Annotated in this window: 12 protein-coding genes; 4 read left to right on the top strand and 8 right to left on the bottom strand. The window is 70.9% G+C overall.

What is annotated here, in order from left to right; translation table 11 throughout:
• Nucleotides 1-156 precede the first annotated feature (156 nt).
• The 8 genes from HAV39_RS03385 to HAV39_RS03350 all read right to left on the bottom strand — a co-directional run bounded on the left by HAV39_RS03385 (nucleotide 157) and on the right by HAV39_RS03350 (nucleotide 10,126).
• A complete protein-coding gene (locus tag HAV39_RS03385) occupies nucleotides 157-1,668 on the bottom strand; it encodes a nitric oxide synthase oxygenase (protein WP_191837685.1) in 1,512 nt (503 codons plus the stop codon).
• An 86-nt stretch (nucleotides 1,669-1,754) separates the two neighbouring features.
• Entirely contained in the window at nucleotides 1,755-2,804 is a 1,050-nt protein-coding gene (locus HAV39_RS03380; protein WP_191837684.1) for a GNAT family N-acetyltransferase, read from the bottom strand.
• 168 nt (nucleotides 2,805-2,972) lie between these two features.
• A complete protein-coding gene (locus HAV39_RS03375) occupies nucleotides 2,973-3,764 on the bottom strand; it encodes an ACT domain-containing protein (protein WP_191837683.1) in 792 nt (263 codons plus the stop codon).
• A 528-nt stretch (nucleotides 3,765-4,292) separates the two neighbouring features.
• On the bottom strand, nucleotides 4,293-5,315 hold the full coding sequence (locus HAV39_RS03370) for a LacI family DNA-binding transcriptional regulator (protein WP_120318735.1): 1,023 nt from the start codon (nucleotides 5,313-5,315) through the stop codon (nucleotides 4,293-4,295).
• 63 nt (nucleotides 5,316-5,378) lie between these two features.
• A complete protein-coding gene (locus HAV39_RS03365) occupies nucleotides 5,379-6,797 on the bottom strand; it encodes a GH1 family beta-glucosidase (RefSeq protein ID WP_191837682.1) in 1,419 nt (472 codons plus the stop codon).
• Nucleotides 6,794-7,702, bottom strand: a complete 909-nt coding sequence (locus HAV39_RS03360; protein WP_191837681.1) for a carbohydrate ABC transporter permease — start codon at nucleotides 7,700-7,702, stop codon at nucleotides 6,794-6,796. The genes HAV39_RS03365 and HAV39_RS03360 overlap by 4 nt, the downstream gene beginning before the upstream one ends.
• A complete protein-coding gene (locus HAV39_RS03355; RefSeq protein WP_120318732.1) occupies nucleotides 7,699-8,727 on the bottom strand; it encodes a carbohydrate ABC transporter permease in 1,029 nt (342 codons plus the stop codon). The genes HAV39_RS03360 and HAV39_RS03355 overlap by 4 nt, the downstream gene beginning before the upstream one ends.
• Nucleotides 8,728-8,821: 94 nt before the next feature.
• Nucleotides 8,822-10,126: an ABC transporter substrate-binding protein gene (locus tag HAV39_RS03350; protein ID WP_120318731.1), complete on the bottom strand. Its 1,305-nt coding sequence runs from the start codon at nucleotides 10,124-10,126 to the stop codon at nucleotides 8,822-8,824.
• A gap of 279 nt (nucleotides 10,127-10,405) precedes the next feature.
• Here HAV39_RS03350 and HAV39_RS03345 point away from each other — a divergent pair, with 279 nt between their 5' ends.
• The 4 genes from HAV39_RS03345 (at nucleotide 10,406) to HAV39_RS03330 (ending at nucleotide 14,159) form a co-directional block, all read left to right on the top strand.
• Nucleotides 10,406-11,476, top strand: a complete 1,071-nt coding sequence (locus HAV39_RS03345) for a potassium channel family protein (protein WP_191837680.1) — start codon at nucleotides 10,406-10,408, stop codon at nucleotides 11,474-11,476.
• A gap of 206 nt (nucleotides 11,477-11,682) precedes the next feature.
• Entirely contained in the window at nucleotides 11,683-12,426 is a 744-nt protein-coding gene (locus HAV39_RS03340; protein WP_373311661.1) for a pyrimidine reductase family protein, read from the top strand.
• 177 nt (nucleotides 12,427-12,603) lie between these two features.
• The gene (locus tag HAV39_RS03335) at nucleotides 12,604-13,098 is read left to right on the top strand and encodes a SigE family RNA polymerase sigma factor (protein WP_191837679.1); all 495 of its coding nucleotides are present in this window, start codon (nucleotides 12,604-12,606) and stop codon (nucleotides 13,096-13,098) included.
• Nucleotides 13,095-14,159: a hypothetical protein gene (locus HAV39_RS03330; RefSeq protein ID WP_191837678.1), complete on the top strand. Its 1,065-nt coding sequence runs from the start codon at nucleotides 13,095-13,097 to the stop codon at nucleotides 14,157-14,159. Before HAV39_RS03335 ends, HAV39_RS03330 begins: the two co-directional genes overlap by 4 nt.
• Nucleotides 14,160-14,255 lie beyond the last annotated feature (96 nt).

The raw sequence follows: 14,255 nt of genomic DNA, 5'->3' as shown, positions 1-14,255 counted from the left end.
CTCCAGGCCCGATTGCAGCCTTGCTCAAGATCGATACCGGGCCGGCTCGGCCCGGCGGCCCGCCGGAGCGGTGGGTCGACGCCGTCACGCCGACCCACCCTCACCCCGACGGAGATGTTTGTCACGAGTTCTGGGATAACCCCAGGTCAGTGGCTGTCAGCCCAGGAGGCGGCGCAGGCCGCGTTTGCGGGCGGGCACCGGCTCGGCGGGAATCGGGGCGGGTGCGGACCCGGCCGGCGCGGTATCGCTCGCCGATGGGCGGCTCACTCCGTCCACGAGCTGCGGGTCGTGGCCGTCGAAGGCCAGGCCGTCCAGGTCGAAGTCCAGGTCGTCCTGGCCGAGGCCGTCGGGCGAGCCGAGGTCGCGGTCGGCGGCGAAGTCCGCCGCCGGTGCGGCGGCCGCGAACTGGCCGGTGATCGGGCAGCGGGCCGGTTCGCCCGCCACGGCGGTGCGCGGTTCCGGTGCGGTGCGCTGGGCCGGCACCGTCACCGCGGGTGTCGCGGTCAGCGACAGGTGCTGGGCGGACCTATCGAGGTAGAAGTTCGGCCGCTGGTCGGCCTCGGTGTAGTAGCGGTGGAACACCGGGGTGAGCCCGCCCGAGATGGGCGGCACGATCCAGGTCCAGTCCGCCGGGGTGGCCCGGCCCGCCCGGCGCTCGCGCTCGACGTGGGTCAGAAACAGGCGCGACTCGCTGTGGTGGTCGGTGACGCGGACCCCGGCGCGCTCGAAGGACCACAGCACCGCGCGGTTCAGCTCCACCAGTGCCCGGTCCCGCCACAGCGTGGACTCGCTGCTGGTGTCCAGGCCCAGGCGGGCGGCGATCACCGGGATCTGGTTGTACCGGTGGACGTCGGCGAGGTTGCGGGCGCCGATCTCGGTGCCCATGTACCAGCCCGAGAACGGCGCGAGCGGGTAGTCGACCCCGCCGATCGACAGCCGCATGTTGGCGATCGCCGGCACGGCGTGCCAGCGCAGGCCGAGCTCGGCGAACCAGCCGTACTCCGGGTGGGCCAGCGGCACCTCCAGCACCGCCGACTCGGGCAGCTCGTAGAGCCGGGGCTCGCCGTCGCCGGTCTGCAGCACCAGCGGCAGCAGGTCGAACGCGCTGCCCTTGCCGGTCCAGCCGAGCCTGGTGACGGCCGAGGTGAAGTGCTCGTACTGCGGGTCACCGGTCATGCCGTCACCGCTGCGGTAGCCGGCGTACCGGATGAGCTGGTCGTTCCACAGCCGGGTGACCGGGCGGCCCGGCACCGCCTGCCCGAAGATCGAGATGACCGCCCGCAGCTTGCCCCGGTTGTGTCCCTCGCCCGTGGCCGTGTGCAGGTGGCTGACGAGGTCGTCGAAGATTTGATCGGGCACCCGGTGCTGGCGGCGGTCGAGCACCGTGAGGCTGCGCCAGTAAACCCGGCCGATGCAGCGGCTGGCGTTGCGCCAGGCCATCCGGGCGCCGTGGACCAGCTCGGCGTGGGTGTGGGTGTAGGTCCCCAGCGCGGCGATCTGTTCGCGCACCACGGCGAGCCGCGGCTCGACCGGGCCGAGCTTCGGCAGCTCGGCGTAGCAGGCACGCAGGAACTCCTCGGCCTCGGCGAAGTCGACCGGCCGATCCGGGTGCCAGTCGGTCAACGGAGCGTCACGGTAGCCCGTGGGAGGTGTGTGAGGGGCGGTCATGAGTGAAATGGTGTGACGACCGCAAGTATGGCCATCGCACAATGTGTGCGACCGCCTACCAACGGTCGATCACCTCACCCACCAGGTCACACGGCCGCACGCAGCTCGGACACCGCGATCGTGGCGCTGATGAGGGCGCCGTCCCGATCCGTGCGGGCCGGGTGGGGCAGCCGTTTCATCGTCCGCAGCATCGCGTCGTTGTCGCAGTGCGTGTGCAGGGTGACCGACCGGAAGCCGGCCGGACCCGCCAGCGTCAGCAGGCGGCGCAGCAGCGCCGTGCCGATGCCCCGCCGCTGCCAGCCGTCCTCGACCAGCAGCGCCACCTCGGCGGTCTCGCCCTCACCGATCAGGTTCGCCACGGCCACGACGCGGCTGCCCGCGGTGCCCGGCACCGTGGTCTCGGCGACCAGCGTGCAGCCGCGGGCCGGGGTCAGCAGCCGGGACAGCCGGCCGCGGCTCGGGCCGCGGGTCCCGGCGAGGTAGCGCATGAACAGGCTGCGGTCGCCGCAGCGCCCGTGCATGTCGTCCACCGCGGACACGTCCGCCGAGCCCGCCGGGCGGAACGCCACCTCGGTGCCGTCGGGCAGCAACGCGACCGCGCTGGCCAACCGCCGGGTCAGCGCCGCGCGGGCGACCTCGACCAGCGCCTGCGCGCGGGCGAACTCGGCCGGCGTGAAGGCCGGGGCGAGCCGGGTCACGACCAGCACGCCGTTGTCGGTGAACGGGTCCGCCAGGCGCATCGTGGTGTCGGCGTGGCCGGTGACGGTCGCGCCGCCCTGCTCGCGCCGCACCAGGCTGCCGCCGAGCAGGCCGGACAGCGCGCCGTGCAGGCCGTCGGGGTCGGCGGCCAGGCGGGCGGCCAGGCCCAGCGCCTGGGTCGGGGGGTCGATCAGCCCGTACACATCCGTGCGGCTGACCCACGCGTCGCGCCCGCGGCCGCGCTCGATCGCGGCGATCAGCTCGTCCTCCGACAGCGCGTCGGGGGCGTCCACCAGGAAGTCGTCGACGGCGCCGGCCTCCGTGGTGTGCACCTGGACCGCGAGTATGTTGACCGATCGAAGCGCGAGACTCGCCGTCAGCACCGCCAGGAACCCAGGACGATCGTCGACGGTCGCCCTCACTCGCCACAACGCCATGACCTGCTCCGTTTCTTGCGGCGGTACTGCCCGTCGATGGACGCTCCTCCATGATGAGGGCGGCCACCGACAGGATTCAGAGTGCGCCTGGCGTGTTTCGGCTCGGTTACACGGCCTTGTCAAGATCTCGCTATGCCCGAGGTCACACGGTAGAAACGATTATGCAGGTCAGAGCGCCGATGCCGGTGCTTCCGCCGAGCGCTCGGGCTCCCGCGGGGCGGGCGCCTTCGCCGCGTCCAGCCGGTCGCCGACGATCGCCGCGGCGGCGCGCACCAGCTGCGCCACCCGGTCGACCTCGGTCGCGTGGAACGCCGCCACCGGCAGCTCCGCGTCGGCCGTCCGTGCCACCACCAGCACCAGCCCCGCCCGGCCGAACGGCGCGAGCGCATAACGGGTGCCGTCGGCGCCGGTGATCGCGCGCGCTCGCAGCGGCGTGACCTCCGGCAGCTGCAGCTGCTCCGGGGCGCGCCAGCTCGCGTACACCACCGGGGGCGTCGGGCGCTTGCGCACCGCGCCCAGCACGGCCATGTCGTCGGCCCCGTGGCGCGCGTCGATGCCCACCGAGCCGCGGGCGGCCCAGTCGGCCGGCACCTGCAGGGCCATCGCCCAGTCGGCGGCCAGCAGCGCCGGCACCGTGTCCACCAGCGTGGCCAGGCCCTCGTTGGGGTTGGCCGCGACCTGGGTGAGCAGCTCGGCGTCGAACGCGCCCGCGACCGGCGCGCCGATCGCGCGCCAGATGCCGTCGACCCGCACGCCGGGCATCGCGCCCAACCCCGCACGCAGCCGCTCGACCCCGGCCCCACCGGGCCACACCACGGTGAAGTCGTCGATGGCCCGGCCGCCGAGACGCTCGAGCACGACCACCTGGACGATGTCCGCGCCGGCCACACCCAGAGTCCGGGCCACCTGCCCCAGCGAGCCGGGACGATCGGGCAGGGCGACTCTGACCCTCAGCAGCATGGCGGCTCCTCTCCACGACGGCACGCGGGCTTGTGCCGGAACTCTGTCCGAGCTTGCCCTATTACCGTTTCGTACGCATTGCAGCGCCGTATCCGCGGGAGACAATCTCCACCTCATACCCGCAGGTCAGCGCGCGTCTTCACCGGACCGGCGCCGCCATTGCCGCCACCCGGGCCTACCCATGATCGCCGATCACAGGCAAATGGTGCGGCAACACCACACCATCAGCTCCACACACAACGACCATGTTGAATGCGATGCACCGCCCGACAAGGGGCGGACTCATATCCTCCACGCCCACCCGAACCGCCGTCAACGCGTGTCCACCACGCGGACGACGAATGAACTCACTGTCATCCGGCACCCGCTCCGCGGGCGCGGCGTTCGGCCTCTCAGCCGACGTCACGCGCCAGTCGTCGGCTTCGCTGCGCTTACCTCCTTGGTGGCGCGTGACGCCGGCGGCCGACCGCGTTGTGGGCAAGGCCCTCGGTGGCCACCGTCCGTCAGTGCGCACGGAGCAGTCGCAGCTTACGCAGAATTCCGGTGGACCAGGTGGGTGTCGAGGAGGACGTGAGTGGGCTGGTCCTCGCCGCGGATGCGGCTGAGCAGCAGCCGGACCATGTGCCGGCCCATGTCCTCGACGGGCTGGTAGACGGTGGTGAGCGGCGGGTCGGTCTGCCGCGCGACGGGCGAGTCCTCGAACCCGATCACGGCGACGTCCTCGGGGATGCGGCGGCCGTTGTCGCGCAGGGCGCGCACCGCGCCGGCGGCCATCAGGTCGGAGGCGACGAAGACAGCGTCGAGGTCGGGACGGCGGGCCAGCAGCCGGCGCATCGCGTCGACGCCGCTGTACTCGCTGAAGTCGCCGAACTCGATGAGCGGCTCGACGGCGGCGTTCTGCACGGCGGCGCGGTAGCCGACGAGGCGGTCGACACCGACGCCGAGGTCCTGCGGGCCGGCGATGGTGGCGACCCGCTTGCGGCCGGAGGCCAGCAGGTATTCGACGGCGGCGCGGGCCCCGTTGACGTTGTCCATGTCGACGTACGAGATCTGCGGGTCGACGTTGACGGGGCGGCCGCCGAGCACGGTGGGCAGGCCGCGCTGGCGCAGCAGCTGCGGCAGCGGGTCGGACTCGTGCAGCATGACCAGCAGCACGCCGTCGACGTGCTGGCTGGTGAGGTGGTTCTCGATGCGCTGGCGCTCGCCCTGGGTCTGCGCCATGGCCAGCCACAGCTGCAGGGACGTGTCGGCCAGGGCGGAGCTGATGCCGCGCACGATGCCGGCGAAGAACGGCTCGGTGAAGACACGTTCCTGCGACTCGGACACGACCAGGGCGACGGAGTCGGTGCGCTGGGTGACCAGGGCCCGGGCGGCGCGGTTGGGCACGTAGCCCAGCTCCTTGATCGCCTCCTGGACGGCCGAGCGGGCCTCCGGGCTGACCTGGGGTGAGCCGTTGACGACCCGCGACACGGTGCCCCGGCCCACGCCGGCGAGCGCGGCCACCTCATCCAGCGTGGGCCGCCCCGCAGACCTGGTGCGCTGCGTCGTCATCGATGCTCCTCGTTCTGGGCAGGTCCGGGGCCGGCCGGTGGCCGGCCCCGGGTTGCTGTGCCGTCAGGCGGCGAGCCCGCCGCGCCGGATCACGTCCGCGTACCAGTGTGCACTGGTCTTGGGCGTGCGAACCTGGGTGTCATAGTCGACATGGACGATGCCGAACCGCCGCGAGTAGCCCCAGGCCCACTCGAAGTTGTCCAGCAGCGACCACGCGAAGTATCCCCGCAAAGGCACCCCGGACGCCATCGCCTCATGGCACGCCTTCAGGTGGGCGTCCAGGTAGGCGACCCGGTCCGGATCCGGCACCGAGCCGTCGGGGGCGACCTTGTCGTCGTAGGCCGCGCCGTTCTCGGTGATGTACATCGGGATCGGGCCGTAGTTCTCGTGCGTGCGCTTGAGCAGGTCGACGAGCCCGTCGGGGTCGACCTCCCAGCCCATCTCGGTCACCGGGAGCTCCCGGGTCAGGAAGCGGACCTGCCCGCTGCCCGGCCACGCCGACGGGGCCCGCCAGTGCGACTGCGGCGCGCCGTCGTCGGACGGACCCGCCACGACCTGCCGGGTGTAGTAGTTGACGCCGAGCATGTCCAGCGGCTGGTTGATGATCGCCAGGTCGCCGTCCTGCACGAAGGACCAGTCGGTCAGCTCGGCGGTGTCCGCCAGCAGATCGGCCGGGTACTCCCCGCGGAACACCGGGTCCAGGAAGATCCGGTTGCCGACGCCGTCGATGCGGCGCACCGCGTCGAGGTCCTCGGGCGCGTCCGTGGCGGCCTGCAGCGAGTGCAGGTTGAGCGTGATGCCCATCTGCCGGTCCGGCACCGCCGCGCGGATCGCCTGCACCGCCAGGCCGTGGCCCAGGTTGAGGTGGTGCGCGGCCGCGAGGGCCTTCGCGCCGTCGGTCACGCCGGGCGCGTGCACGCCCGAGCCGTAGCCGAGGAAGGCGCTGCACCAGGGCTCGTTGTGCGTGGTCCAGAACTTCACCCGGTCACCGAGCGCGTCGTGGACGAGGCCCGCGTACTCGGCGAACCGGTAGGCGGTGTCCCGCTCCGGCCAGCCGCCGGCGTCCTCGAGCTCCTGCGGCAGGTCCCAGTGGTAGAGCGTCAGCCAGGGCTCGATGCCCTTGCTGAGCAGGTCGTCCACCAGGCCCCGGTAGAAGTCGAGGCCCTTGGAGTTGGCGGGCCCGCGGCCGCCGGGCTGCACCCGGGGCCACGCGACGGAGAAACGGTAGGACCGGAGCCCGAGCTCGGCCATGAGGTCGACGTCGTCGGCCCTGCGGTGGTAGTGGTCGCAGGCGACGTCGCCGGAGTCCGCGTTGAGCACCTTGCCCGGGGTGCGGGCGAAGGTGTCCCAGATGGACGGGGTGCGCCCGTCCTCGAACGCGCCGCCCTCGATCTGGTAGGAGGCAGTGGCCGCACCCCAGAGGAAGTCCTGGGGGAAGGACACGGTCGGCGTGGCGAGCTGAGGGTCTTGCTGAGTGGTCACGCTTTTACTGCACCTTCCATGATGCCGCCGATGATCTGACGACCGAAGATAATGAAGATCACGAGCAACGGCACGACACTGAGCAGCGTACCCGCGAACACCTGGGAGTAATCGTTGTAGTAACCCTGCGAGAGGCGCTGCAGGGAGAGCTGAACGGTCGGGTTCGTGGGGTCGCCCAGCGCGATCTGGGGCCAGAGGAACGAGTTCCACTGCTCCATGAAGGTGAACAGGCCCAGCACCGCGATGGCGGGACGCAGCCCCGGCAGCACCACGTTCCAGTAGGTGCGGAACGTGCTGCAGCCGTCCATCCGGGCGGCCTCGATGAGCTCGTCCGGCACGGCCTGGCTCGCGTACTGGCGCATCATGAACACGCCGAAGCCGCTGACCAGGAACGGCAGGATGATCGAGGGCAGCTTGTTGTGCAGGTCCCACTCGTACATCATCTGGTAGAGCGGCACGATGCCGAGCTGCGTCGGCACCATCATCGTGATCAGGATCGCCAGCATCATCCCGTTGCGGCCCTTGAACTGCAGCTTCGCGAAGGCGAAGCCGGCCAGCGACGAGAAGAACACCACGAACACGGTGACCACGGTCGCGACGATGGCGGAGTTCACCAGGCCGGTCATGAACGCGGCGCTGTCGTTGGACAGCAGGCGGTCGACGTTGCCGCCGATCTCGCCACCCGGGGTCACCGGGGGCGGGGTCTGCCCGATCGCGTCGTTGGTGCGGGTCGCGATGACGAACATGTAGTACAGCGGGAAGATCGAGAGCGCCACCGCGGCCAGCAGGGTGATGTACGTGAGCGGGCTGGCCTGCCAGAGCCGCTCCGCGGCGCCTCCGCCCTTGCGGCGACGACGGTTCGGCGCGGGCGCCGTGGTGCCGTGGCGTACGGCCGTGGCGGTCATCGGGTCACGCCCTTCCTCTGCTTGGCCTTCCCGTCCGCGGACCGGAGACTGCGGGTGAACAGGAAGTTGATGATGCTGAATATCATGATCAGGATGAAGAGCAGCCAGGCGACCGTGGCGGCCCGTCCCAGCTCGAACTTCATGTAGAACTGCTCCATCAGGAACATCGTCACCGTCTGCGACTGGCGGTCCGAGCCGCCCAGCAGCGGGTTGCCGCCACCGGTGAACAGCAGCGGCTCACCGTAGAGCTGCAGGCCGCCGATGGTCGAGATGATGGTCACGAAGATGATGGTGGGCCGCAGCATCGGCACCGTCATGGTCCAGAACTGCCGCCAGCCCGACGCTCCGTCGATCGACGCCGACTCGTAGATGTCGCGCGGGATGGACTGCATCGCGGCCAGGAAGATCAGCGCGTTGTAGCCGGTCCAGCGCCAGTCGACCATCGAGGAGATGGCGACCCACGACGACCAGCTGCGCGCCGTCCAGTCGATCGGCTCGACGCCGACGAAGCCGAGCACCCAGTTGATCAGACCGAAGTCGCGGTTGTAGAGCTGGGTGAAGACGATGGAGACCGCGGCGACCGAGGTGATGTTCGGGATCAGCACACCCATCCGCAGCAGCGTGCGGCCGCGCAGGCGCTTGTTGAGCGCGTTCGCCAGGATCAGCGCGAGGATCAGCTGCGGGATCGTGGACATCAGGAACATCGCGATCGTGTTGACGACCGAGTTCCAGAAGTCGGAATCGCCGAGGAACATCGTGAAGTTGTCGAATCCGACGAACTTCGCGGTCTCGACGGTGGAGCCGAGATCCCAGTCGTAGAGCGACATCCGCAGGGTGTAGATCAGCGGCCAGAGGCCGAAGATGCCGAACACCACGAAGAACGGCGCGATGTAGAGGTACGGGGAGTACTTGATGTCGAGCCGCCCGAGCACTCCCCTGCTCCGCTGCGGTTCCATGGGCGGCTTCGACCCACCCCTGCGCTGCCCCGGCGCGACCTCAGGTCGCGTGGAGGATTGCACTGCCATGACCACTCCTGTGCGTTGCCGGCCGACCGTGTCACTGCCATGGCCGGGGTGCGCGGTCGGCTCGACCGCGCACCCCGGCTTCATCGGGCGTTACTTACTGGGCGGCCTTCTTGCCGTCGGTGACGGCGGCGGTCCAGGCGTCGGCGGACGACTTGGTGCCCTGCTCCACCGTGCGGAGCGCGTTCTCGACCGCGGTGCGCACCGGGGCGTTCTTCGCGCCCAGGTAGACCGGCTTGAGGTCCAGGGCGCCCTTGGCGAAGATGTCGCCGGTCGGGGCGCTGCTGAAGTACTCGTTCACGGCGGCCTTGACGGCCGCGTCGGCCAGCGCCTGCGGCGACGAGGGCAGGTTGCCCTTCGACTTGAAGGCGGCGGTCTGGCCGGCCGGGTTGGTCAGGAACTTGACCAGCTCAGCAGCCTCCTTGGCGTGCTTGGACTGCTTCGGCACGGCGAGGAAGGAACCGCCCCAGTTGCCGCCGCCACCGGGCGCGGCAGCGATGTCCCACTTGCCCTTGCCGTCGGCGCCGTTCTGCTCGGTGATGTAACCGGTCATCCACGCCGGGCAGGCGATGGTGGCGAACTGGGCCTGCTTGAAGCCGTTGTTCCACTCCTGGGTCCAGGCCTGCAGCTTGGCCGACAGACCCGCGTCCAGGATCTTGACCGCGAGGTCGTAGGAGTCCTTGACCGCCGGGTTGGTGTCGATCGTGATCGCACCCGACTTGTCGAAGTAGGTGTAGCCCGCGCCCTGACCGGCCTTCTGCATCAGGATCGTGTTGTAGGTGTTGGTCACCGCGTCGATGAAGCCGGCGTCCTTGACCTTGCTCTTGAACGTCTGACCGGTCTTGATGTAGTCGTCCCAGGTCGGCCACAGGGCCGAGACCTTGTCACGCTCGGTCGGCAGGCCGGCCTTCTTGAACAGGTCGGTGCGGTAGCACATGGCCATCGAGCCGACGTCGGTGCCGAGGCCCAGGATCTTGCCGTCGGCGGTGGTGCCCTGCTGGAACTTCCACGGGATGAAGTTGCCCGCGAGGTCCTTGGCGCCGTACTCACCGAGGTCGGTGAACAGGTTGGCCTTGTCCAGGTAGGAGATGATCACGCCCTCTTCGAGGGCGACGACGTCACCCGCACCGGCGCCGGCGGCGAGCCGCTGGGTCAGCTGCTGGTTGTGCGCGTCCAGCTGGGAGCCCGTGCCACGCTCAACGATCTTCACGTTGGGGTGCTCGGCCATGTACTGCTTGTAAAGCTCTTCGTAACCGAAGTTGCCGAAGACATCCACATTCAGGGTGATCTGCTCGGTGGGGCCGGTGCCCGGCTCCTCCGACGAGCAGGCCGCTGCGCCGAGCGTGACGGCGGCAGCGAGTGCGATCGCCGCGAAGGAACGGCGCCGCAGATTCGTGCTCATCCTGACCCCTCTCAGGTCGTCGATGTGCGGTGGGGGTGAAAACTAGGGATCGGCTCCCTGTGGCGTGGACCACATGGTCGGGAGCGCTCCCATGAGATTGCCGTGAGGTTACGTGGGTGTCAAGGGACCTGATGGGAGCGTTCCCATTCTGTTACCTACGTCACTGGATGATCGAGAGAGCCTCACCAGGAAGTACGTGGCGGTTGTTGGCCGTTCGACGATTACTAATTCGTTCATACGGTCAGGGTTGGACAGCTGATCGTCGGATACTCTCCGAGCATGGCCGGGCCGAAGACCAAGCACGCCGCCGCGATCGAGCGCGGGCAGATCAAGCTGCCCGAGCGCGAGGTCGACCCGGTCCGCCAGATCGGCCGGCGCGTCCTGTACGGCCTGGGCATCCTGGCCGCGGTCGTGTGCGTGGTGATGGCCGACAGCACCGGCTACAAGGACGGCTCCGACGGCCAGATGAGCTGGCTGGACGCGCTCTATTACGCGACGGTGACGCTGTCCACCACCGGCTACGGCGACATCGTGCCGGTCAGCCCCACCGCCCGGCTGGTGAACGTCCTGGTCATCACCCCGCTGCGGATCGCGTTCCTGGCCATCCTGGTCGGCACGGCGTTCCAGGTGCTCACCAAGAACTACCGTGACCAAGTGCGGCGCGACCGCTGGAGGAAGACCTTGCGAGGGCACACCGTCGTCATCGGATACGGCACCAAGGGCGCCAACGCGATCCGCCAACTGCTGGCCTCCGGCACCTCCCCGGAGCAGGTGGTGGTGGTCGACAACCGGCAGGAGTACATCGACGAGGCCAACCGTGACGGGTACGCCGCCGTGCTCGGCGACGCCACCCGGGCCGTGGTGCTGCGCCAGGCCTCGGTGCACACCGCCGCCCGCGTCATCGTGGCCACCAACCGCGACGACACCGCGGTGCTGGCCACCCTCACGGTCCGCCAGCTCAACCCGAAGTGCCTGGTCGCCGTCGCGATCAGGGAGGCCGAGAACGAGCCGCTGCTGCTGCGCTCCGGCGCCGACGCGGTGATCACCTCGTCCGCGGCGGCCGGCCGGCTGCTCGGCGTCGCCGCCAAGTCGCCCCTGGTCAGTGAGGTCTTCTCCGATCTGCTGGTGCACGGCGACGGGCTGGAGCTCGTCGAACGCCCGGTGCGGCCAGAGGAGATCGGCCGGACGCCGCGCGAGTGCCCCGAGCCGGTGGTCGCCGTGCTGCGCGGCGGCAAGGCGCTGCCCTGGCAGGAGGTCGCCACGCTGGAGTCCGGCGACAGCGTGGTCGTGGTGGGTTGCAAGCCCCGCAACCGCCGCGGCGAGGTCACCTCGGTCATCGGGACACCCTGACCGCCACCCACCTGCCCCGGCGTGGCCGGCCGGGTGGTCCGGCCCGCCGCAGCGGCCCTGCCGGGCGCGACCGGCGGATAAAGTGGTCACATGATCTGCCAGGCGTGCCGGGAGCGGCGGCACCGCGAGTGCAAGGGCCGGTCGTGGTGCGACTGCCAGCACCGGCCGGAGCAGCCCACGCCCCCGGCCACCGGGGCGGCGGGCGAGTGATCACCGGCCGCCTGGCCGCGCTGGACGACGACGACCTGGCGCGGCTGTACCCGCGCGCGGACTCTCCCCGGCTGCGGATGAACTTCGTGTCCAGCCTGGACGGCGCGGTCACCGTGGACGGGCTGTCCACCGGGCTCTCCGGCGACGACGACAAGCGCGTCTTCCGGCTCCTGCGCAAGCTCTGCGACGGGCTGCTCGTCGGCGCGGGCACGCTGCGCGACGAGCGCTACCGCCCGCTCACCCTGGACGCGGCCCGCCGCGCCTGGCGGGGCGCGCACGGGCTGCCCGCGTACCCCCGGCTGGTCGTGGTCTCGGCCACGTTGCGCCTGGACCCGGCCGCGCCCGCGCTGGCCGACGCCCCGGTGCGGCCCCTGATCCTCACCGGCCCGGCCGCCGAACCCGCCGCCCGCCGCGCCCTGGCCCCGGTCGCCGACGTCGCCGACGTGCCCGACCTGGCCGCCGGCCTGCGCCTGCTGCACGGGCAGGGCCTGACCCAGCTCCTCTGCGAAGGCGGCCCCCGCCTGCTCGGCTCCCTCGGCGCGGAGGATCTGGTCGACGAGCTGTGCCTGACCCTGTCGCCGCTGCTGGCCGGGGCGGGCTCCGGCCGCATCACCGCGGGCCCGCCCCACCCGCCCCGCCCCATGACCACCGCCCACGTCCTCACCACCGACGAGGGTTTCCTCCTCACCCGCCACGTCAGGAAGGGCGTCGTCGGCTCGCGTCAGCGAGACGAGCGGTAGCTCCGCCCACCGCTGTCCGTTGCGCAAGGGCACCCTCTTGCCACTCCATGGGGGCTGACCTGCGGAGGAGGCGGTGCTGCGGGTAGCTTCACGGGACCTGCGGGCAGCTCCGGGGCAGCAGGCAACCCCCTCGGTCGGCCGAGTGGTAGTACCGGCGACCGACACCCTGGAGGACCGGTGACGCACAGCGACACCTTCGCGGAGTTCGTGGCGACCCGCTCGCCACGGCTGCTCCGCACCGCCTACCTGCTCACCCACGACTGGGGGCAGGCCGAGGACCTGCTGCAGACCAGCCTGGTCAAGGCGTGGGGCGCGTGGCGGCGCATCGACGCCGACCCCGAGCCGTACGTGCGCCGCATCCTGGTCAACACGTATGCCACCTGGTGGCGGCGGCGCTGGCGCGGCGAGCAGCCCACGGCGGTGCTGCCGGAACCGGCGGGCAGCGATCCACACCTGGGCGTCGACGCCCGCGACGAGGTGTGGCGGGCGCTGGGCCGGCTGCCCCGCCGCCAGCGGGCCGTGCTGGTGCTGCGGTATTTCGAGGACCTCAGCGAGGCGCAGATCGCCGAGGCGATGGGGGTGTCGGTCGGCACCGTGAAGAGCCAGGCCGCCAAGGCGCTGGCCCGGCTGCGCCTGGACGAGTCGCTCACGATCGAGGGGGCCTTCGCATGATCGACCTGAAGGAGCTGCTGGACGACCGCTCCACCACCCCGTCCGACGTGACGCACCACCTGCGTCTGCAGGACGTGCAGGGCCGCATCACCACGCGCCGCCGTCGGCGGATGACCGCGGGCGGCGCGCTCGCCGCCATGGTCGCGCTGGTCCTCATCGGGTACGGCGTGACGCCCGCCCTGCGCAGCGCCCCGCAGCCCGCGGTCACCCCGAGCCCGCTGCCCCGCCTCATCGAGGGCTTCCCGGAGTATTCCGGTGGCGCGCGCGTGGTGGCCGCCGCGACCACCGCGCCGGGCGCGACGTCGGTGACCGTGTCATGGACTCCCACGACGACGGACCTGCGATACTTCCTGCGCTGCGGCACCGGGGTGCCGAACGGGACGCTCGAATACGAGATGTCGATCAACGGTCACGCGAGCCACGGCGGCACCTGCGGCAGCAGCAGCTTCTCGTGGCCTGATCACCGGCAGGCGGCGGCGGAACACGACCTGCGCCCGGGCACACCGGCCACTGTCACGATGACCGCGAAGGGCATGGTGCTCTGGCACGAGCAGGAGCAGAAGACGGAGCCGCAACCGGTGCCGTCGAGCGCCTGGATGAGCCTCGCCGTCGGCGAGAACATGGCGTTCGCCGACTACCCGCTGCCCGCACGCCCGGCCGCGCTGCGCCCGGTCGAGTTCGAGGGCACGCTGGTCATGGGCGCGGTGGACCATGCGCCGGCCGAGGAGCACCGGTGGCTGCGCAGCGACCCCGCCGATCCGCTGCGCCCGATGAGCGTCACCATCGCCTGGCGGGACCGCTACGACCTGCGCCTGCGGGCGCAGACCCCGGGCACGCTCGGCATCTCGCTAGACGGCGTCGAGGTGAACTCGCCGACGTGGTGGGACTACGAGGCCGGCGAGGTCGGCTTCTACTGGCAGACGGCGACGTACCGGCCCGTGCCGGAGGTCGCGGGCTTCACCCCACCCGCCCCCGGTTCCCTGGTCACCCTCACCGTCACCCCGCGCGACGTCACCGGCGCCTGGCTGGTCCAGGTGATCCCCGGCAAGGAGGCCGCCTGACCGGTGCCGTGATCGCGCTGACCGGTGCCATGATCGCTGTCTCGTGTCGAAAAATGTGTTCTGACCTGACAATTCGGCACGAGACAGCGATCTTGG

Origin of the sequence: Catellatospora chokoriensis (assembly GCF_011297315.1) — a bacterium.
GTDB lineage: Bacteria > Actinomycetota > Actinomycetes > Mycobacteriales > Micromonosporaceae > Catellatospora > Catellatospora citrea.
The sequence above is the reverse complement of the archived record's forward strand: the minus strand, read 5'-3'. Positions and strand labels throughout refer to the sequence as shown.